We start from the raw sequence: 18590 nt of genomic DNA, 5'->3' as shown, positions 1-18590 counted from the left end.
CAAATTTGCAAATTGTCCAACACTAATTGGAATCACAGATGTATAGAAAATATAGCGGGCTAAAATCTGACAACACGCTATTAGGATAAAAGGAGCATAAATGTATAGGATATTTTCTCTTTTTATAATAGGAGATGCCCTATGTGGGAAATGATTTCATCGATATGGATAATTCACCATACAAAGGATATATATTTATTGATTAAATAAATATATACTAATGATTAGTTTGAAAGAGTTTTGCTTATAAAAAGTTAATAATAAAAGTTCTCTAGGGTTCCGCAGTTTTAACTGGTCTGTGACCAAGAGAGAACTCACAGTTTTATAGCTGTGTCACGGAAGGATAAAAGCCTGGGAGATATCAAGATGGTATCTTTCAGGCTTTATTTTTTGTAATGGAGGTGAAAACATGGCTTGGATCTATTTAGTAATTGCAGGAGTTTTTGAAGTGATATGGGCAATAGGACTTAAATACTCTCATGGATTCACGAAATTATTCCCATCTTTGATTACATTGGGAGGCGTGGTAGTCAGCTTTTATTTATTGTCACTTGCTATTAAGTCACTCCCAATTGGCACAGCATATGCTATTTGGACAGGAATTGGTGCTTTAGGTGTAGTGTTGATTGGTATTTTCCTTTTCAATGAGCCCGCTAATATCTTGCGAATTTTATTTCTATGCTTGATAATGGTGGGTATTATAGGGTTAAAACTTACTTCTGTATAGTTTTTCTCCGATCCGCACACAGCAGAAGAGCAATCCAGTTCACCTAAAGCATAGTGGGATGAAAGTTAGTTAATGAAAGCGAGGAAATAATAATGTTTAGAAAAATGAGAAGAGGTAAGCAATTATTATCAATGGAAGACACCGTAGCTGTAATGGACAGATGCACAAATGGTGTCCTGGCGTGCTTAGGTGATGAAGATTATCCGTACGCAGTTCCACTTAGCTATGTCTATTTGAATGACAAAATCTATTTTCATTCAGCAAAAGCCGGACATAAAATTGATGCTATGACGAAGAACCCAAAGGTATCTTTTTCAGTAATAGATGAAGATACCATAGTAAGTGAAAAATTTACTTCTTATTTCCGCAGCGTTATTGCTTTTGGTAAAGCTAGAATTGTAGAAGGTGATGAAAGGCTGGAAGCTTTTGAGGCTTTAGTTGAAAAGTATTCAGCAGATCAACCTGAAGAAGCCAAGCATAAGGAAATATCCGGATGTACGCAATCTTATATGGTTGCAATTGACGTCGAGCACATAACTGGCAAGGAAGCCCTTGAATACGTCAACGCTAAAAGATAATAACTATTTTCCTTCTAAAAAGAGTATGTGTAATTCATCCAACAGAGATGTTAATTTAGCTCCGCTATATGAAAAGATAAGTGTGATGGAACGTGGGGTGTATTGCCGGGGACTTAGATTTTTGGGCGCACTAATCCCCAATAAAAATTAACGGAGGATAGTATGGGACGAGGATTTTTCAATTTTCCCACCACGAAAATTGATATCAATGAATGATTTTATTTAAAATTTTTACCATGTTCAAACTACAATGAGCCGGGTGTTGGCTAACTAAAAACAGACAGGCAAGCTTTCGGACTTTTTAATTCAGCGTCAACCCTAGGCGAAAAAAGGCAATCAGTATCATATTTTAAGAACTGATTGCCTTTAATTATTACATAATGGGAAAGGCTAGAGGTTCTGGTTCCATTGAAACGTAGAATTTTAGCTGCAATTGCAGATAGCAATGTAGAAAACCTCAGTCACTACCTTGGCGTAAACAATCGGAATGTTATGGAACCTTGGCCTGTTTCCACTAAGGGCAATTGAAACACAATGGAGACTCTTGATATCTGGACTTACCTAAAGCTTTGATATGCTACCCTAGTACGATAAAGCTGCAACATAAGCTATGCCAATGTTGCAGCTTTTTGAATTGTATTTTAGATCAATCCATCGTTCCTGCTCTGCAAATCCCGTTCAAACCACATATAGGGGAAATCCAAAGCGGCATGTGGAAACCGTTTTCCGAAGGGCTTGCCTATCAAATCTTTAGACTTGACATCCAATCCGCATGTCTCCGCACAGTATTGCATCTATGGATTCATCCGATGTTAAATGCCGGATTCAAGGTGGATAATCTCTTTGCCGGGTGTGCCTGCTGTTCTCTTTCCGGAGAGCTGGTCTCCAGCATTAAAAATATCCAAAAAGCGCTTAATCCGGAGTGGCTGATTATCGAGGCGACAGGGGTTGCTTATCCCGGAAGCATTGGAAAAGCCATATTGGAGAGTCTTGGTTTTGACGCATATATTATAACCATTGTCGACGCCAAGAGATGGAGAAGGCTACAAAACGCTATGGAAACCTTAATGTCCGAACAGTTAAAAGACAGTTCGATTGTGTTATTCTCCTAGGAGCTTTGGTGACATTCCTGACCACAGGAATGTCGCTTTCACATTTTCCTCTGTTACCGTATAATTTTGGTTTTCATTTGTTACCATGATCGGATTCGATGATTACCAAAAATAGGTAACAGTGCATGACCCTTATGAATGTGACATTAATGAAAATGAAATGGAGGGTTCTGTATGGAAAAAGCAAAAAGAGCATGGATTTATTGTCGTATCGATGCACCGGAGGATACACATGGTGTTTTGAAAGGTCAGCACGAAAAACTAGATAGCTATGCCAGCCAAATGTGTTTTACTGTGGTTGGTTATTCCCATGATTTAGGAAACGATCTTATCCTGAATCGTTCCGGTTTGATGGAACTGATGGACGCTGTAACGCTTCGATTTTCCGACCTATTTGGTAAGAAAACGGTCAGCAACCCGAACTTCAGGAATGGGTCAAACTGTTCTTGACAATTAAAACAAGAGGGTGAATAATATACTTATACTCAGTGTAAAAATATACTTAGTATATATTGTGCGGATTAATCATTTTGGAGGAGTAACCAATGGATGGTCTGGTTGAAAGAAAAAAAAAGGAGATTCGCGACAGAATCATCGCCGTAGCGGGTGGGTTGTTTAATCGGCAGGGCTTTGAAAGTACAACTATGGATCAAATTGCAGCCGAAGCGGTTGTGGCCAGGAAAACGTTATATAATTATTTCCCCCTCAAAGAAGCAATCGCAGATGAGTATGTACGGAGCATATCTAAAGAGACAGCACGGGAAACGTCAGAAATACTTTCTGATCTACCGGATACAAGATCACAATTGATCTCAGCCATTAACAATCGCTATGACTGGCTGGAGTTGAACCCGGAACTTTGCGGCATTGTTTTAAGATATCGTATGAAGGTTTTGTTGCAGGAACCCAATCACAAGTTTGAATCGAGTGGCACTCAGACTCTTATTATGAATATATTACGTGCTGATCAAGAAAGGGGTAAAATTAGTTCTGACATCCCAATTGAAAGAGTGTTCGGTATTATTGAATACATGCGTACAGCAATGGTGTTAGATTGGCTAAAAGACAATACCCGGGTAAACCTTCGGGAGGAAACCGTTCGATTGGTGGATCTGGTACTTTACGGGGCTTTGGGCAAGCAAGATAATACTCGAAATTATCTTTCACTGAAGAAGGAGTGATCCAATACACCATACGGGAAGAATGCCAGAAGGTCAAAGGGATATCTCTGGGATGATTTGACTATGGGTTAAGATTCTCTTGCCAGGAGCAGGTATTTTGTTAAAAAGGATATATAAAAGCGTGTATGAGAGGAGCGTATTTTGATGAAGACGACCAAAGAGTTCAAGATTGTAGAGTGCAGCGGTACCGCATATGAGATCGGACTGCAATGGGGTGAAGGCTGTCGGGAGAGTATCCATCAAATTTCTGAAAATAGCTTTCGCAATATGGAGTTAATGTACAAGGTTAAAAAGGAAGACGTGATTACAACAGCCATGAAATTCGCAACTCAGATCCAGGAATTCGACCCCTATCTGGTGGACATTTTGAAAGGACAAGCCGATTCCACCGGGTTAAGTTTTAACGAGATCATAACCCAGCGGTGCATGAACGAACTGCTCTTCTATTATCAACAGATCAGCGGCCTGTGCACTGCTTTTGCTGCCACCGGGAAGGCCACTGCCGGTGGACAAACCTTAATGGGCCAAAATATCGACTGGTCGCCGGGTGCCACCATTGACTTCTTAAAGGTTCATCATGCAGGCGGACCGGACCAATATATCCTAAGCTTCTCCAATTCTACTGAATATACCTTCTCTTCCGCTGGTTACGGCATTTGCGCCCTGGGTACTTTAGGTGTGAACTATGACTTCCATCTTCCCTTGGCCTGCTATATGCCCCGGGTGATGCGACAGAAGAATATCCATGAGGCGATGAGGCTTCTGAAACAGGTCGCCCGCGGCCTGGGTTATTTTCAATTAGCCGACGCCAATGGAGTCATTATAGGTATTGAAAGCACCTATAACGACTATGAGGTCATTCAGCCGGTAGATGATCTTATGCTGCACTCCAATCATTACCTGACGGAGCGTTTCAAACCTGACAATATGATGGCCTACATGGCCAAAAAGGGAATCGTTCCTCCTGCCATGGCTACTGAGAGCCTCAATCGCTACGATCGGATCCGCGACCAGATGTATAAAGATTATGGTCGGATCACGCCAGAAACCGCCATGGAAGCTCTGACCGACCATGAAAACCATCCTTACGCCATTTGCCGTCACGACTGTTCAGGTCCCTCCCCCTCAGTGACTCTGGCCTCGTTCATCATGGTTCCGGCGGAAGGAGCTATTTATATAGCCGCCGGCAATCCCTGCGAATACGAGTATGTACGGTATGAGATTGGTTAAATGATAATACCCGGGTAAATGGAGTGATCCTATGCAAAATCGAGCGAGTAATTTCGTAGTTTCCTGGAGAGAAGCTTTTCAGCTCGGCGTCAGTATGGTGGGGGGAAAGGCTTGGAACTTATCCAGACTGGAACGGTATGGCTTTAAGATTCCTTATGGATGGGTTTTAACGACTACAGCTTATCAAGACTTTTTAGATTACAACCAGCTTGGTCATTCTCTAAAATTAATCTCCCGCCAGATAAATGGTGAGAATCTGGGCGATGCCGATACTATACTGTACCGCTTAAGAGAACAAATAATCAATGCAACATTGCCCCCAGCTGCTGTAGAAGCCATACGAGGAAAGTTAGCTGCCGAGGGATTAGATAATAAAGCGGTAGCAGTCAGGTCTTCGGCCTCAGCGGAGGATTCGCGGCAGGCATCCTTCGCCGGCATCCATGATACCTTCCTTAACGTCAGGGGTCTGGAAAACATCACAGAAGCGATCAAGGGTTGCTATGCATCCCTGTGGACACCCAGGGCCGCAGCCTATCGTCGTAAACAAAATATAGACGACCTCGAATTGATGCCTGCTGTTATCATTATGGAGATGGCCGAGGCCCGGTCGGCCGGCGTGGCTTTTAGCTGTGACCCTCAGAGCGGTCGTCGGGATGTTTATGTAATTAATGCCAATTTCGGTCTGGGAGAATCCGTGGTAAGCGGAGCCATAAAGCCTGATACCTACTTTGTTGCACCTTCTGTCTATACCTTACTGCCGGAAATCAGAATGAAACAATTAGGTTCCAAATCAGGGCTGACTCAGACTCGCGAAGACGGAGGGGTCTATCTGGCTTCCAGTGGCAGTCGAAGGTCAGAGCAGGTTTTAAGTGATGAGGATATAAAAAGATTGAGCCAATTGATAACCCGAGTTTTCGACTCTTTGGGAAACGGAGAAGAGCCGCAAGACATAGAATGGGCTTTTGACGGCAATGACTTTGTTCTGGTTCAAGCCCGCCCGGTCACCACTTTACCGGATCGTACTTTCGAGGCTATCAAAAATCAGCCGACGGTGTGGTCAAATGCCAATTACCGGGATGCGGTTCCCATGGTCGTATCTCCACTTCATAAACAAATACTTAAAGATATCATTGACACTATATGGATTACTACTTTTTCGGATCCCGGCTATCCGGTGCCGGATGGAATTCAGTTTTCCCGGTTCTTTAACGGCCGCTTATACTGTAATATGTCGGCAGTATACTGGGCTCACTACGATTGTAATGGAACATTACCTCATGATCTGACATTTATCTGGGGAGGGCACCAGCCGGAAATTGAAATCGATGATCTCAACCCTTTTGAAGGGGAAGCAGGTGTGAGACGGCAAAAAACCGGCATGCGGACTATGACCTTAATTAAGGATACAGCTGCCAAAGTAACCGACATCCTTTACGGAGTGACTGTTGCTCTTGAAGATCTGCCTGAAGAGGGATTTAAAGCTTTGCCGGATCATGCCTTGATAGATATTTTTAAGGCTTTGGGTAAAAACATTAAATCTTATAGTGAAAAATACCCCTGGTTAAGTGGAGCCGGGGGGATGCCTTTGGCAATTCTGATGCAAGATCTTTTTGGGGTTATGGGTGCCAAGACCCCCATGGTTATCAACGGCTTGATGGCGGGAGGAGGTGCTTCTATAACCAGTGCCGATCAGGGGTATCGCCTGGTTGAATTGGCCGAACAGGCACGCCAGGATGATGATGCAGTACAATATTTTAACAACCGTCCCTTTTTACCGCTTTTATGGGAACAACAGCTTCCGGAAAATTCGCCGTTTAAACAGGCGTTTCGTAAATTCATAAAAGAATATGGTCATAGAACTGTATATGAATTGGACATTATCAATCCCCGCTGGCAGGAAGACCCTACCTATCTGTTTGATATTATAAGGACAACAATGGCCACTGCCAATCTGGACGACTTGCGAGTCCGTCAAAAGGAAAAGTTTAATCAGGCCTGGGCGGAAATCACTGCCTTACTTCCCGTTGATAAACTGGAGGAAATCCACAAAACAATTGTTGACGCCCAGCGGGGGGCAGGATTGCGAGAAATGACTAAATCGGTTTTGGTCATGGCTTTACAACCCTATCGTTCTCTGGCGATTGAGTTGGGCGACCGCTTTGCTAGACGAAACCTTATTCGTAAATCCTCCGATATTTTCTTCTGCACTTGGCCCGAGATATTATCAATATTAGGTGGGGAATGGAATGGGATTAGGCTCAAAAGCCTGGTGAAAGACCGCATCGCAAATCATAAAGCCAATGAGAAAGTTCTCCCTCCGGACATTATCCAGGGTAATGAGGCAACACGTACCCAAGCTGCTATCATTCCCTCAGGAAATTACTTGCAGGGCGTGGGAGCTGCGGCCGGTAAAGCCACGGGCACAGCCCGGTTGATCAATCATCCTGACGAGGGAAATAAACTGCAGCCGGGCGAAGTCATGATAGCTCCATCTACCGACCCGGGTTGGACTCCTCTGTTTCTGAAAGCCGGGGCCGTGGTAATGGAAACCGGAGGTTATGTGTCGCATGGGGCAATTGTTGCCAGAGAATATGGGATTCCAAGTGTAATTAACGTGCCAGGTGTTATGAAGGCCATTCAGGATGGTCAGACCGTCACCGTTGATGGGGATGAAGGCCGTGTTTATATAAATGAAGCATCCCTGAATTAATCATGATTGTTATAAATCAATCAGGTTACTTAGTGGCTATATGGAAGAAAAGGCACGTCCGATATAGGCCTTGTTTGAGATAACTCTCCTGGGCCATTAACATAACAAAAACGTATGCCAATAACATCATTAAAAACTTATATTGTACATATTTAAAAAACAATCATATAATTTCCTACGGATGAATTATATGGGTAGATAGTTAGAATAAGGGGGAGAAACATGAACAGGAAAGTTTTAACCGCACTCTTTTTGGTCGTATCGTTGGCCTTTGGTTTAGTGGGATGTTCCAGCCAAGCGGGGGGGTCAAAACCTCTCGAGGATGCTAAGACTCAATTCAAATCAGAAATTAAGTTTTATGGTTCCACAACCTTAGCACCAGTCCTATCGCAATTATCGACTAACTTTAATGAGCACTATGCGACATGGGATAAAGTTGATAGCCAATTTGCTAAAAAGGATATCGCAATTTATGTATCTGGCGCCGGTTCAAGTGCAGGTGTTAAATCAATCATTGATGGTGTTAGTGATTTCGGTATGGCTTCCAGAAAGGTATCCGATGAAGAAAAATCTAAAATTGAAGGGTATCAGGAATTTAAACTGGGCATGGATGCCTTAACCATTTCCGTGAACCCTAAGAATAATCTCACAAAACTAAAAGACTCACTAACGACAGAAGAGATAAAGAAAATATTCGCCGGAGAATTTAAGACTTGGAATGACGTTGATCCTTTTTTACCAAAAACAGAAATTGTCGTTGTGACTCGTGATATCGGGGGTGGAGCGCATGAGGTGTTCCAAAAAGCGATTATGGGAGACGCCAAGGTTCGTGCCGATGTGATTCAAGCACCTTCTATGGGAGCGTTAGTTACAAAAATTATTGAGAATGAAAATGCTATAGGCTATGCTTCCTATGGTATGGTTAATCAGAATAAAGGGAAACTTGCTCCCTTTAAAGTGGATGGGATAGAATCAACGTCAGAAAATATTTTGAATGGTACCTACAAAGTATCCCGACCTCTGATTGTACTTAAAAAGGGAGACCTGTTACCCCAAGAAAAAGCGTTCATGGACTATGTCGTTTCCGACGAGGGGATGGACATTATCGAAAAATTAGGTTTTGTTCCTAATAGATAGTACCAGATAAGGAAAACAAAAAATTCAGGGGCACTCAGCCTCTGAATTTTTTGCACTAGTATATCCAATGAGCGTCTTTTCAGATGAGGTGTTTTTTGTGGAGCAGACCTTTGAAAAACTATTTAGCATTTTAAGCACAATCTTTACGGTAATCTCAGTAGTCTTGCTATTTCTAGTGATTTTTTTTATTACCCAGGAAAGCATGCTGATTTTTCAAGAAGTTAATTTCTTGGACTTTATTAGTGGGTTAACCTGGAACCCATTAGCTAGCGAGCCAACGGTAGGAATTCTGCCTATGATTTTAGCCACCTTTTATGTCTCAATGGTTGCAGTGTTAATCTCTCTACCGATAGGAATTGGCTGTGCCCTAGAGTTAGCTGCGCTTGAAAATGAAAGGCTAAAGGGCTTTTTTACATCAATATTGGCGGTGTTAGCGGGAATACCTTCCGTTATTTATGGATTTATTGGTCTTCTGGTTGTGGTAAAATTTCTTGAGAAAACGTTTAGACTGGCCGCCGGTGAATCCATCCTTAGCGGTGGAATTGTCCTAGCAGTAATGGTTTTACCGTACATCGTTTCATCTGTCACAGAAACAATGGAAAAATCCTATAAGAAGTATAAGGAAACCTCTCTAGCCTTGGGTGTTTCTAAGAGTTATATGTTAAGAGCTCTAATTTTGCCGAACGCCAAAGGGGCAATTTTAACCTCCATGATCTTGGCCTTTTCCAGGGCGATGGGTGAAACGATGGCAGTGATGATGGTCATGGGAAATTCACCGATTCTTCCAAAACTGCTAGGGAAAGGTGAGACCATTTCGGCGCTCATCGCTTTGGAAATAGGAACTGCGGGTCTTGGGAGTTTACATTACCACGCGCTTTTTACGTCGGGTTTTGTACTGATGATGTTCTTGATTTTCCTGAACGCTCTTTTCTATCTAATCAAGAAGAACTTGACTGAACATCTCGAATGAGGTAGAGAGGAACAGAGGTGATAATATTAACATGACTAATTTTCCACTGAGGTGCTGGACTGTCTTAAGCACTGTTCTCTCCATAGGCCTTCTGTTTTTTTTGCTGAGTTTCGTTTTCATAAAAGCCCAGGGAGTTATAAGCCTGAATTTCATTCTGGCAAAACCTGCGGGTTTTCCGGTGGGTTCAGCAGGAGGCATCTGGCCAGCAGTTGCAGGCAGCCTGCTTGTTACCTTGATTGCCAGCCTCTTTGCCACGATCCTTGCCTTTTTTACAGCAGTTTATATGGTTTTTTACTGTAGAGATGATAGGATTAAGCTAGTCGTTAACCTAATCATTCAATGTATTGCAGGTATTCCTTCTATAGTATTGGGACTTTTCGGTTATGCCTTTTTAGTCATTAAGCTAGAGCTTGGATTATCGATCCTTGCTTCTGGCCTAACTCTAGCCATTATGATTTTCCCCTATATTCAAATTAGGCTACAAAAACTATTTCTAGAGACCAACAAACAGCTCCTGGAAGCGTCGGCTTCTTTAGGCATCAATCGATCCTATACCATCATTAACCTGCTATTACCAATGTATAGAAAACAGATCCTTTCAATCATCACCCTGGCCTCAGGTTTTGCGATGGGAGCTGCTGCCCCGGTCATGCTGACAGGATGCATGATGAATGCACCCGTGCCAGAGTCCCTAGCCTCGCCCTTTATGTCCTTGCCCTATCACCTCTATGTTTTAATAGGGCAAGGAATCTCCTTAGAAAACGCTTATGGTACAGCTTTCGTTTTGATGATTTTAGTTTTACTCCTTAATTTATTAGCAGCAGTGCCTACCCTACTAGGAATGAGAGGAAAGCGATGAAACATCATCTAATACTCAACGATTTAAGTGTCGCTATTGGGGATGCGGAAATACTTAAAAAGGTTAATCTGGCCATTCCTTACAATAAAATCTTAGCGGTTATCGGGCCATCCGGTTGTGGAAAAACCACTTTGCTTAGGACTCTAAATCGACTCATTGACGAGGAAAAGCAAGCAAGAGTATCAGGTGAGATCCTCTTTAAGGGGAAGTCTATTCATCAGATACCCTTAGCAAAGTTAAGGAAGGACATTGGCCTGGTTTTTCAACAACCCACACCCTTTCCCATGTCGATTTATAATAATCTAGCCTACGCTTTGAAATATCATGGCGTAAGAGGTAAGGTCAACTTATATAGGATTATCGAAGCTAAATTAAGATTATGTGGACTTTATGAGGAAGTAAAAGATCATTTAACGATGTCTGCTTTAAAGCTTTCAGGTGGACAACAACAAAGACTCAGTATAGCTCGCTCCTTATGTGTAGAACCTGAGGTTTTATTGATGGATGAACCTTGTTCATCCCTTGATATCCATAATACTAAAATAATTGAGGATCTGATCGTGAAGCTCTCCCAGCATTATACCATCGTCATTGTTACTCATAATTTACAGCAAGCGAGAAGAATTGCAGATTGTACTGCCTTTTTCCTAGAAGGTAAGCTCATCGAAATGAATAATACTGAGGAATTTTTCACAAACCCTCAAGAAGAAGAAACAAAACAATATCTGCAAGGATTATTTGGATAGGGTTTCTTCTCTGTTGTTGCATGGATTAATTACGCGGCCCAAGAAAAGCCCTTCGATTCCGTAGAGGATGTGAAGAAAAGGGCTAAGATTGGGAATGCCACGATCGATTCACTTCGGAAATTTGGCTGCTTTAAAGGAATTCCGGAAAGTGATCAGATGAGTCTTTTTGATGTGTTTTAATGATTGATTAAAAAGTGAAAAGAACAAGCCACCGTTCACAGGTATGCTCCCCTAAAGGTAGACAGGTTAAATAATTCTAACCTACTACCGAAAATGGGGAGCATATCACAGTGCCAGGCGGCTTGTAATGTTTAAGTGGCTATTTAATGGAAATTAGAACTTAATTATTTTAGGTTCACCTGTAAAGGTAGCTATCGTAGCTACTGCATCCTGCAAATACAATACCTGGGTGTTAGGATCTGTTGCAGAGTACCGAGACTGAAGTGTAGGATAGCTTTCAAGCATACTCTCCTTTGCTTCAACACGGTCATCCTCTACTGCAACGGCCTGGATACGAATCCATTCTTGGCCATTAAAAGCGCAAATTTCAATTTTGGGATTTGCTGTCATTTGTTTTGAAACGTCCTTTACCTTACCAGTCTGAATATAAAGCTTACCCTCAAAAATGTTGACAGTTCCAAAGGGACGAACTCGTGGCTGATCTCCATCGACGGTTGCTAAGTAATAAGTCTGGCACTTCTTTAAGAAATCAAAAACTTCTTGCATTAAAGAAATCTCCTTTCAAATTTATACAATAAATTTACAGTAAAAGTCTTGAAATAACAAGTACGATTATTTATGATACATAGTATCTAAATAGATACTGTCGGGAGGAGATTGTGGAATTGGAGAAAGATTTATTTGGGATATGCCCTTATACAACTGCACAGAAGGTTCTTTCTGGTAAATGGTCAATAATTATTCTCTACCATCTCGGAAAAAAGACCATGCGCTTTGGAGAATTGCAGCGGCAGTTGCCTGATTTAACCCAGTCAACGCTGACGAAACAGTTACGCACTTTGGAGGAGAACGGATTGATTGAAAGAAAGATTTATCCCCAAGTCCCGCCAAAGGTCGAATACTCTTTAAGTGATATTGGGATAAAGTTTAAAAAAGTGTTGGCAGAATTGGCAGTTTGGGGAAACGAATACATCGAAACTTTGAAGGATAAGAATTGTTAAATTGAAGAGCTGCCTTCATGTCGTACTGATGCAGCTCTGCGAAGAGTATGGGACAAACTGCTTGCTTCCCTCGACAGTGACGGTAATCCAAATTCGTCACTGGTGACGAATTTGACCTACACCCAGGCGCTCATCCTTCTTGGGGTCCCGGAAGAGGAGCGGTTTTTCTATAAATTTGGAGTCTCTCTAAATACGCAGTATAATTGAGGAAAATCTGCGTGAAGGCGAGGGAGACCTATATGCAAAGGATTGTCCCACACTTATGGTTTGACAAGGAAGCCGATGAGGCATCAAAGTTCTATATGTCCCTATTTGAAGGATCAAAACTCAAGGACAAAACTATCTTGAATGACACACCATCAGGCTCCGTGGATATGATCACAATTGAGCTTGCTGGACAAGAATTCATGTTGCTGTCTGCGGGACCCTTATTTAAATTTACGCCAGCGGTATCCTTTCTGATTGCTTGTAGTTCTGTCTCAGAGGTTGAAAGGTTATGGGGCAAACTTATCGAAAATGGCACAGCGCTGATGGAGCTAGACTCCTATCCGTTTAGCGAAAAATATGGATGGGTAATGGACAAATACGGCCTTTCTTGGCAAGTAATGTACATGGGTGATTTTGAGATTAAGCAAAAAATAACCCCAACGCTGATGTTTGTCGGGGATCAGTGTGGAAATGCAGAAGACGCCATCCGCTTCTATACATCATTATTTAAACATTCAAGTGTTGGTCATATCCTTAGATACGGCGAGGATGCTGCCCCAGACAAAGCTAACACGATTCAACATGTCGACTTTGTACTTGAAAACCAAACCTTTGCAGCGATGGACAGCGCTCATGAGCACAACTTTACGTTTAATGAGGCCATTTCCTTGATGGTGATGTGCGATACTCAAGAAGAAATCGACTATTATTGGGATAAGCTATCCGCAGTCCCTGAAGCAGAACAATGTGGTTGGTTGAAGGACAAATATGGCTTTTCATGGCAAATTGTCCCCACGGTAATGAATGAGATGATGCAGACTAAGAATGCTGCAAAATTGGCACAAGTAACGGAAGCATTTCTTAAAATGAAGAAATTTGATATTGCTGAATTGATAAAGGCTTATAAAATAATCCAGTCCATGAAGTATTCGCCTGGATGAGTAATGGTTGATTCGGTTAGGGGCATCATGAAACGTGATGCTCCTTTTGTCTGTCTTAGGGTGTGCTTCTTCTTGACATAGTGTGGCTAATACCATACTGTTGAATTTAACGAATACACGATGGAAGAGTATGGGAAGCCTTGTTAGTTCACTATGAGGTGTGGCGGAAAAGGTTAAGGGAATTGATTACAGAGACAAGGAGATCATGGCAAAATGAAAATACTATTTGTTGAAGACGATCGAATCATTGCGTCAGGTCTTTGCTACTCACTCACCCAAGAAGGATATCTTGTAACTCACTGTGTGGATGTTAAGTCAGCAAAAACTACACTTTATGAGAATAGCTTTGACTTAGCGATCCTTGATCTATCCCTTCCAGACGGAAGTGGCTATGATCTTTGCAAATTAATCAAGGCAAAGGTCGATATCCCAGTTATATTTTTAACGGCAATCGATGACGAGGTTAATGTCGTTATGGGTCTCGATATGGGCGCTGATGACTATATAACAAAGCCCTTTCGAATAAGAGAGCTGCTCTCTCGTCTAAAATCTGTTACTCGCAGGTATGACAAGACAGAGCTTATAAAAACAGTTTATCAGTTGAGTAATCTTAAGATAGATACTGCACAGGCAAAGGTCTATAAAGGAGAACAGGAAATTGTATTAACCTCTCTAGAGTATCGCTTGCTCTTATTTTTTGCGAATAACGAGGGACAAGTCCTCAGTCGTAATCAGCTTCTAGAAGGTCTCTGGGATTTTGCAGGGGAATTTGTCAATGATAATACCTTAACGGTCTATATTAAACGTCTGCGCGAAAAGATCGAGGATGATAGTCAAAACCCATCAATTATCAAAACTGTTCGTGGAATCGGATATAAAGGGGGCAGCTAAGGTGTTGCGAAATAAGGAAATTAAACTATATATCACACTTTTGGCTGCAGTTGTAATAGTAGGTTTTGTTGCCTGCTATTTTTTTAATCCCGTCTCAGGGATCATCGCCTTGTTAGCGTTGCTTTTAATGGGTGCAGTATCCTTCATGTTTACGAGATGGAGATATCAGCAAATAGAAAAGCTAACCGAATATCTAAAGCGAGCTATGGCACCTTAGATTTTCTAGTTAAATATATGATGTTATTGTAAAATGATAGCAGAAAGCAATGGGAGTTGCGTATTATGATCACAAACGAATTGGTAAATCAAAGTATTGATTATATCATGCCTCATTTAGATGAGGAAATTACCGTTAAAGATGTTGCAAATTACTGTAATTTTTCAAAATATTACTTTAGCAGAGTTTTTAAGGCAGAAACCGGAGAGAGTATCTATAGCTTCATAAAACGGTTAAAAATGGAACAAAGTGCTATTCGACTGAAGATTGAAAAAGACAGGTCCATTACTGACATAGGATTTGACTATGGATATAGTTCATCAAATTACAGTTCTGTATTCAAGAAGCATCATAGCATTTCTCCGGCAGAATTTCGAAAGAGTGTGAATACTACCTGTGTACCTCATCCCTTTTATCCTGATCTTGCCAAATTTAAATCATTTGAAGAATATAATCAACAGACTTCAATTCAGGTATTTGATGATTTCTTTGTTATCTATGAAAGACACATTGGAAACTATATTGATCTGGGAAATAATTGGTGCGCCTTTACAGAAAAGTATAAAAACTTCTTTACGGAAAATACGCTATTGATTGAAAGATCCTATGACGATCCTTCCATAACAAGTGTAGAGCAATGTTTATATGATATCTGTATGACAGTTGATAAACGCTGTTCTCTGGATAACGTGACCACTATAAAAGGCGGCAAATTTGCAGTTTACCGTTTCGAAGGATTCATTCAGGAGATTTTTGTCGCTTTTCAAGGTATCTTTAATATCTGGCTGGCATGTAGTGGCTATGAAATGGATGAAAGATATGGTTTGGATATTTATCGGGCGGTTGATAGAGAAAACATGCATGTTGTGATGGACTTGTGTATACCGATTAAATAGAGCAAGAATTCAGAAGTAAAAAAATAGACTTCTTTCTATAATGAGAACTGCCACTGAGTTATAGTTCGATTTGAAAGGAGTCTATTTTTTATGAATTTAGAAAGTATTAGAAACAAAATGGTGCAGACGATTTTACAGTTTTCCATCCCCTCAATTATTGCAATGGTGCTAACTTCTCTTATTACCATAGTAGATGGCTTTTTTATTGGAAATTATGTTGGGAAGGAAGGCATTGCTGCTGTAAATCTTGGTCTTCCCATTTTGTTTATTTATTTGGGAGTGGGTCTCATGCTTAGCGTCGGGGGCATATCAATTGCGGGAATGGCACTGGGAGCAGGGGATATAAAGAAAAGTAATGATGTGTTTAACCAGACCGTTATGTCCACCATCATTGTATCGTTAATATTAAGTATACTTGTGCTTGCTTTTTTCAGACCTATTATGGGTGCACTTAATATGGATGTACAGGTTGCCAGCTTTTTTGAAAAATATTATTGCATTATGATCATAGCGTATCCTATTATGATCGTAAATTCTACGTTTGGCATGTTTATTCGAGGAGAAGGTAAACCGCAGTTGTTTATGTTGATTAATATCCTGACTGTAGTAAGCAATATATTTTTGGATTATTTATTCATACGATGGTTCCATTTTGGTATAGAGGGGGTTGCTACGGCCTCGTTTATATCACTTTTAATCGGGTTGATTTGTATGGTTATGTTTTTTCTGAAAAAATCAAGTGTTTACAAGTTCCGGAGATTGAAATTTTCAAAAAGTGTGTTACGGGATACTGTATTAAACGGTAGCTCAGAATTCATTGGACAGATGTCCATGAGTATCTCTATGTTTGCGTATAACTGGGTGATTATGAGAACAGTAGGTGTTCCGGGAGTGGCTGCGTTTACCATAGTAGGATATGTGGCATATTTATTTGGAATGGTCATTATTGGTTTTGGACAGGGTGCGAGTCCCCTGATCAGTTTCTCTTATGGTGCGGAAGAAATTGAATTAAGCAAAACGATTCGAAAGTTGACCAATCTGTTTGTATTTTTATCAGGAGCAGCGGTCATGATTATATTGTCAGTTGTGTCAGACTGGTTTAGCAATGTTTTTGTCAGCAGTGAAAGTGTTGCAATCCTAATTCGTTCAGGACTTGGCATTTTTATGTTTTCCTTTTTGTTTTCGGGAATCAATACCATTACCACCTTCTACTTTACATCCATTGGAAAAGCAAAAGAGTCAGCACTCATTTCTTCCTCCAGAGGCTTGGTGGTGTTATTAATATGTATCTTCACATTACCTTCATTATTTGGTATGACAGGTGTATGGCTTGTAGCACCTGTAACAGAAGCCTTTACGATTATCATAACCTTTGTTTTAATTCGGCAAAATGAAAAGTGTCCGGCGGAGTAACAGAATAGCCCCTAAAGGAATTAAGAATATGATGTTGCTGTCAGGCAGTATGTGAATAATCTTTTCCTGCAGATAGAATATCTGACATGTGTGAAACCTGCCCTTTTTGCGGCAGGTTCTACAACGTTGGTTGAAGCAATGTTATGGCGGAGCTAAAAAATACGTTTCTGACAGCCAGCCACGATCTCGATAAAATAAAGACACCGCTGAGTTTGAAAGTCTCAACTGGGAGCGAAAGCTTCACAACTCTGAGTGGTCATAATGTAACAACCATACCTGGTGACATTATGATTGAGGATCAAGAAGCCATCATCTCAAGTATCCTTCGGGGCCCGGACCTGCGAACTGCCATAACGGAGCATACAACCCGTGTTATTTATACGGTATATGCGCCTTTCGGAGTAGAAGAACAATTGGTGCGTGAACATTTGAGAGATATTGAATCTTATGTCCGTATATTTTCAGAAAAATCAATTACTTGTTTAAATCAGGTTTTTGAAGGATAGCAATGAAAGGATATTTTAAAAATTAAGTTGAATATTATTTTTTAATCGGTTACTCTCCGAATATGTTCTATGAGGGGAGAGAAAGATTTTGTATGATATGTATGATATGATATTTAAACGAAAATCGTTCAGACGCTTTGATGATACACTTGCGCTTTCAAATGAGGAATTGCAGAAGATTGAGCAGCAGCTTTACAAATTTCCACCTTTAGTTGATGATATTAACTTAAAATATCAGATCGTTAAACAAGATAAAACAACGTGTAAACGTGGAGAATACTGCCTTTTAGTTTACAGTGAAAAAAAAGAGGATTATCTTTTGAATATAGGATACGTTTTGGCGCAGCTCGATTTATGGATGGCCTCGGAAAATATAGGCGCGTGTTGGTATGGTATGGGGAAAACCACTGAGCAACAGTATGGCGGATTGGATTTTGTGATTATGTTGGCTTTTGGTAAAGGTCATTCGGTAGAATTCAGAAAAGATTATACGAAAGCAAAACGCAAAGAATTAGCGATTATTTGGAATGGTGAGAGTTTAGTAGATGTAGCAAATGTAGTGAGGTATGCGCCAAGTTCGTGTAATTCGCAGCCATGGCGTGTTTTTTGCGAGAGCGCGGATATTCAAATATATCGCTCAACGCAAGTTCGTTCCATGATACCGGAAGGCAGACGCCCATATTTTAATAGCATTGATATGGGCATATTTCTGTGCTTTATGGAAATTACCATGAAGAATAAAGGCTATGAGTTTAAACGAATGTTATATGCAGGGCAAAAAAAGGATGAAGATGAAGATTTAATTGCCGTTGCAAATTATAGAATTTTATAAAGGTGTTTTGGTAAAAAAAGAAAGGAGAGCTGCCCGGCTCTCCTTTCTTTTGAACGGGTAACTGTTCCCGTAAGTGCGATTTGATTTATATTGTGTTAACTTATCCCAAATGGTTACGAACTCGTACTCATGCCAGGTCGATTGGGGAGAGACCACTAAAAAAGGGGCTAAAATCTTTTTAAAATGGACCCTGTAAAATAGACAGTTAGAAAAAGAGGCTCTATAGCCAAAATTTAACTGACTCTGTTTTACAGGG

At 40.9% G+C, this 18590-nt stretch carries 21 protein-coding genes and 1 riboswitch; of the genes, 20 read left to right on the top strand and 1 reads right to left on the bottom strand.

The window, feature by feature from the left end; all coding sequences use genetic code 11:
- Positions 1-260 precede the first annotated feature (260 nt).
- Positions 261-360, top strand: a riboswitch (guanidine-I (ykkC/yxkD leader).
- Between the two features lie 49 nt (positions 361-409).
- The 11 genes from sugE (at position 410) to M8E35_RS11530 (ending at position 11250) form a co-directional block, all read left to right on the top strand.
- The gene (gene sugE / locus M8E35_RS11580; protein ID WP_252469231.1) at positions 410-727 is read left to right on the top strand and encodes a quaternary ammonium compound efflux SMR transporter SugE; all 318 of its coding nucleotides are present in this window, start codon (positions 410-412) and stop codon (positions 725-727) included.
- A gap of 92 nt (positions 728-819) precedes the next feature.
- Positions 820-1305, top strand: a complete 486-nt coding sequence (locus M8E35_RS11575) for a pyridoxamine 5'-phosphate oxidase family protein (RefSeq protein WP_252469230.1) — start codon at positions 820-822, stop codon at positions 1303-1305.
- Between the two features lie 629 nt (positions 1306-1934).
- Positions 1935-2417 carry a GTP-binding protein gene (locus M8E35_RS11570; RefSeq protein WP_252469229.1) on the top strand — a complete coding sequence of 161 codons (483 nt, stop codon included), beginning with the start codon at positions 1935-1937 and terminating at the stop codon, positions 2415-2417.
- A gap of 174 nt (positions 2418-2591) precedes the next feature.
- Positions 2592-2867, top strand: a complete 276-nt coding sequence (locus tag M8E35_RS11565) for a recombinase (protein ID WP_309446460.1) — start codon at positions 2592-2594, stop codon at positions 2865-2867.
- 95 nt (positions 2868-2962) lie between these two features.
- Positions 2963-3598, top strand: coding sequence for a TetR/AcrR family transcriptional regulator (locus tag M8E35_RS11560; RefSeq protein WP_252469228.1), 636 nt, complete (start codon positions 2963-2965; stop codon positions 3596-3598).
- A 144-nt stretch (positions 3599-3742) separates the two neighbouring features.
- Positions 3743-4828: a C45 family autoproteolytic acyltransferase/hydrolase gene (locus M8E35_RS11555; RefSeq protein WP_252469227.1), complete on the top strand. Its 1086-nt coding sequence runs from the start codon at positions 3743-3745 to the stop codon at positions 4826-4828.
- A 31-nt stretch (positions 4829-4859) separates the two neighbouring features.
- On the top strand, positions 4860-7538 hold the full coding sequence (locus M8E35_RS11550; protein ID WP_252469225.1) for a PEP/pyruvate-binding domain-containing protein: 2679 nt from the start codon (positions 4860-4862) through the stop codon (positions 7536-7538).
- A 222-nt stretch (positions 7539-7760) separates the two neighbouring features.
- Complete coding sequence (locus M8E35_RS11545; protein ID WP_252469223.1) at positions 7761-8675, top strand: phosphate ABC transporter substrate-binding protein; 915 nt, start codon at positions 7761-7763, stop codon at positions 8673-8675.
- A gap of 97 nt (positions 8676-8772) precedes the next feature.
- Entirely contained in the window at positions 8773-9645 is an 873-nt protein-coding gene (gene pstC, locus M8E35_RS11540; RefSeq protein ID WP_252469220.1) for a phosphate ABC transporter permease subunit PstC, read from the top strand.
- 31 nt (positions 9646-9676) lie between these two features.
- Positions 9677-10504 carry a PstA family ABC transporter permease gene (locus M8E35_RS11535; protein ID WP_252469219.1) on the top strand — a complete coding sequence of 276 codons (828 nt, stop codon included), beginning with the start codon at positions 9677-9679 and terminating at the stop codon, positions 10502-10504.
- Entirely contained in the window at positions 10501-11250 is a 750-nt protein-coding gene (locus M8E35_RS11530) for a phosphate ABC transporter ATP-binding protein (RefSeq protein ID WP_252469217.1), read from the top strand. The genes M8E35_RS11535 and M8E35_RS11530 overlap by 4 nt, the downstream gene beginning before the upstream one ends.
- Before the next feature lie 333 nt (positions 11251-11583).
- Here the strand turns inward: M8E35_RS11530 and M8E35_RS11525 are convergent, their stop codons facing one another.
- On the bottom strand, positions 11584-11976 hold the full coding sequence (locus M8E35_RS11525) for a pyridoxamine 5'-phosphate oxidase family protein (RefSeq protein ID WP_252469215.1): 393 nt from the start codon (positions 11974-11976) through the stop codon (positions 11584-11586).
- Between the two features lie 113 nt (positions 11977-12089).
- On the opposite strand from M8E35_RS11525, the gene M8E35_RS11520 reads away from it, so the two are divergent.
- The 9 genes from M8E35_RS11520 to M8E35_RS11480 all read left to right on the top strand — a co-directional run bounded on the left by M8E35_RS11520 (position 12090) and on the right by M8E35_RS11480 (position 18334).
- The gene (locus M8E35_RS11520; protein ID WP_252469213.1) at positions 12090-12431 is read left to right on the top strand and encodes a winged helix-turn-helix transcriptional regulator; all 342 of its coding nucleotides are present in this window, start codon (positions 12090-12092) and stop codon (positions 12429-12431) included.
- A gap of 102 nt (positions 12432-12533) precedes the next feature.
- Complete coding sequence (locus M8E35_RS26915; protein ID WP_373887440.1) at positions 12534-12638, top strand: DUF3102 domain-containing protein; 105 nt, start codon at positions 12534-12536, stop codon at positions 12636-12638.
- Positions 12639-12670: 32 nt separating this feature from the next.
- Entirely contained in the window at positions 12671-13579 is a 909-nt protein-coding gene (locus M8E35_RS11510; RefSeq protein WP_252469211.1) for a VOC family protein, read from the top strand.
- 213 nt (positions 13580-13792) lie between these two features.
- Entirely contained in the window at positions 13793-14470 is a 678-nt protein-coding gene (locus M8E35_RS11505; RefSeq protein WP_252469209.1) for a response regulator transcription factor, read from the top strand.
- Position 14471: 1 nt separating this feature from the next.
- Positions 14472-14687 (top strand): hypothetical protein, encoded by a 216-nt coding sequence (locus M8E35_RS11500; protein WP_135551150.1) that lies wholly within the window; start codon positions 14472-14474, stop codon positions 14685-14687.
- Positions 14688-14752: 65 nt separating this feature from the next.
- Complete coding sequence (locus M8E35_RS11495) at positions 14753-15583, top strand: AraC family transcriptional regulator (RefSeq protein ID WP_252469207.1); 831 nt, start codon at positions 14753-14755, stop codon at positions 15581-15583.
- A 90-nt stretch (positions 15584-15673) separates the two neighbouring features.
- Positions 15674-16996 carry an MATE family efflux transporter gene (locus M8E35_RS11490; RefSeq protein ID WP_252469205.1) on the top strand — a complete coding sequence of 441 codons (1323 nt, stop codon included), beginning with the start codon at positions 15674-15676 and terminating at the stop codon, positions 16994-16996.
- Between the two features lie 143 nt (positions 16997-17139).
- Complete coding sequence (locus tag M8E35_RS11485) at positions 17140-17502, top strand: phenylalanine--tRNA ligase beta subunit-related protein (RefSeq protein ID WP_252469203.1); 363 nt, start codon at positions 17140-17142, stop codon at positions 17500-17502.
- Between the two features lie 97 nt (positions 17503-17599).
- Positions 17600-18334: a nitroreductase family protein gene (locus M8E35_RS11480; RefSeq protein ID WP_252469425.1), complete on the top strand. Its 735-nt coding sequence runs from the start codon at positions 17600-17602 to the stop codon at positions 18332-18334.
- Positions 18335-18590: the final 256 nt, after the last annotated feature.

Origin of the sequence: Desulfosporosinus nitroreducens, from assembly GCF_023897015.1 — a bacterium.
Taxonomy (GTDB): Bacteria; Bacillota; Desulfitobacteriia; order Desulfitobacteriales; family Desulfitobacteriaceae; genus Desulfosporosinus; species Desulfosporosinus nitroreducens.
Note: the sequence above shows the minus strand (reverse complement) of the source record. Positions and strands in the feature narration are given on the sequence as shown.

Bases quoted from the DNA above. Each gene is read 5' to 3' on its own strand.
- M8E35_RS11490 (WP_252469205.1), top strand. From the start codon at position 15,674: ATGAATTTAGAAAGTATTAGAAACAAAATGGTGCAGACGATTTTACAG.
- M8E35_RS11545 (WP_252469223.1), top strand. From the start codon at position 7,761: ATGAACAGGAAAGTTTTAACCGCACTCTTTTTGGTCGTATCGTTGGCC.
- M8E35_RS11480 (WP_252469425.1), top strand. From the start codon at position 17,600: ATGTATGATATGATATTTAAACGAAAATCGTTCAGACGCTTTGATGAT.
- M8E35_RS11555 (WP_252469227.1), top strand. From the start codon at position 3,743: ATGAAGACGACCAAAGAGTTCAAGATTGTAGAGTGCAGCGGTACCGCA.
- M8E35_RS11525 (WP_252469215.1), bottom strand. From the start codon at position 11,976: ATGCAAGAAGTTTTTGATTTCTTAAAGAAGTGCCAGACTTATTACTTA.
- M8E35_RS11505 (WP_252469209.1), top strand. From the start codon at position 13,793: ATGAAAATACTATTTGTTGAAGACGATCGAATCATTGCGTCAGGTCTT.
- M8E35_RS11535 (WP_252469219.1), top strand. From the start codon at position 9,677: ATGACTAATTTTCCACTGAGGTGCTGGACTGTCTTAAGCACTGTTCTC.
- M8E35_RS11565 (WP_309446460.1), top strand. From the start codon at position 2,592: ATGGAAAAAGCAAAAAGAGCATGGATTTATTGTCGTATCGATGCACCG.
- M8E35_RS11495 (WP_252469207.1), top strand. From the start codon at position 14,753: ATGATCACAAACGAATTGGTAAATCAAAGTATTGATTATATCATGCCT.
- M8E35_RS11550 (WP_252469225.1), top strand. From the start codon at position 4,860: ATGCAAAATCGAGCGAGTAATTTCGTAGTTTCCTGGAGAGAAGCTTTT.
- M8E35_RS11575 (WP_252469230.1), top strand. From the start codon at position 820: ATGTTTAGAAAAATGAGAAGAGGTAAGCAATTATTATCAATGGAAGAC.
- M8E35_RS11485 (WP_252469203.1), top strand. From the start codon at position 17,140: ATGGCGGAGCTAAAAAATACGTTTCTGACAGCCAGCCACGATCTCGAT.
- M8E35_RS11530 (WP_252469217.1), top strand. From the start codon at position 10,501: ATGAAACATCATCTAATACTCAACGATTTAAGTGTCGCTATTGGGGAT.
- sugE (WP_252469231.1), top strand. From the start codon at position 410: ATGGCTTGGATCTATTTAGTAATTGCAGGAGTTTTTGAAGTGATATGG.
- M8E35_RS11560 (WP_252469228.1), top strand. From the start codon at position 2,963: ATGGATGGTCTGGTTGAAAGAAAAAAAAAGGAGATTCGCGACAGAATC.
- M8E35_RS11510 (WP_252469211.1), top strand. From the start codon at position 12,671: ATGCAAAGGATTGTCCCACACTTATGGTTTGACAAGGAAGCCGATGAG.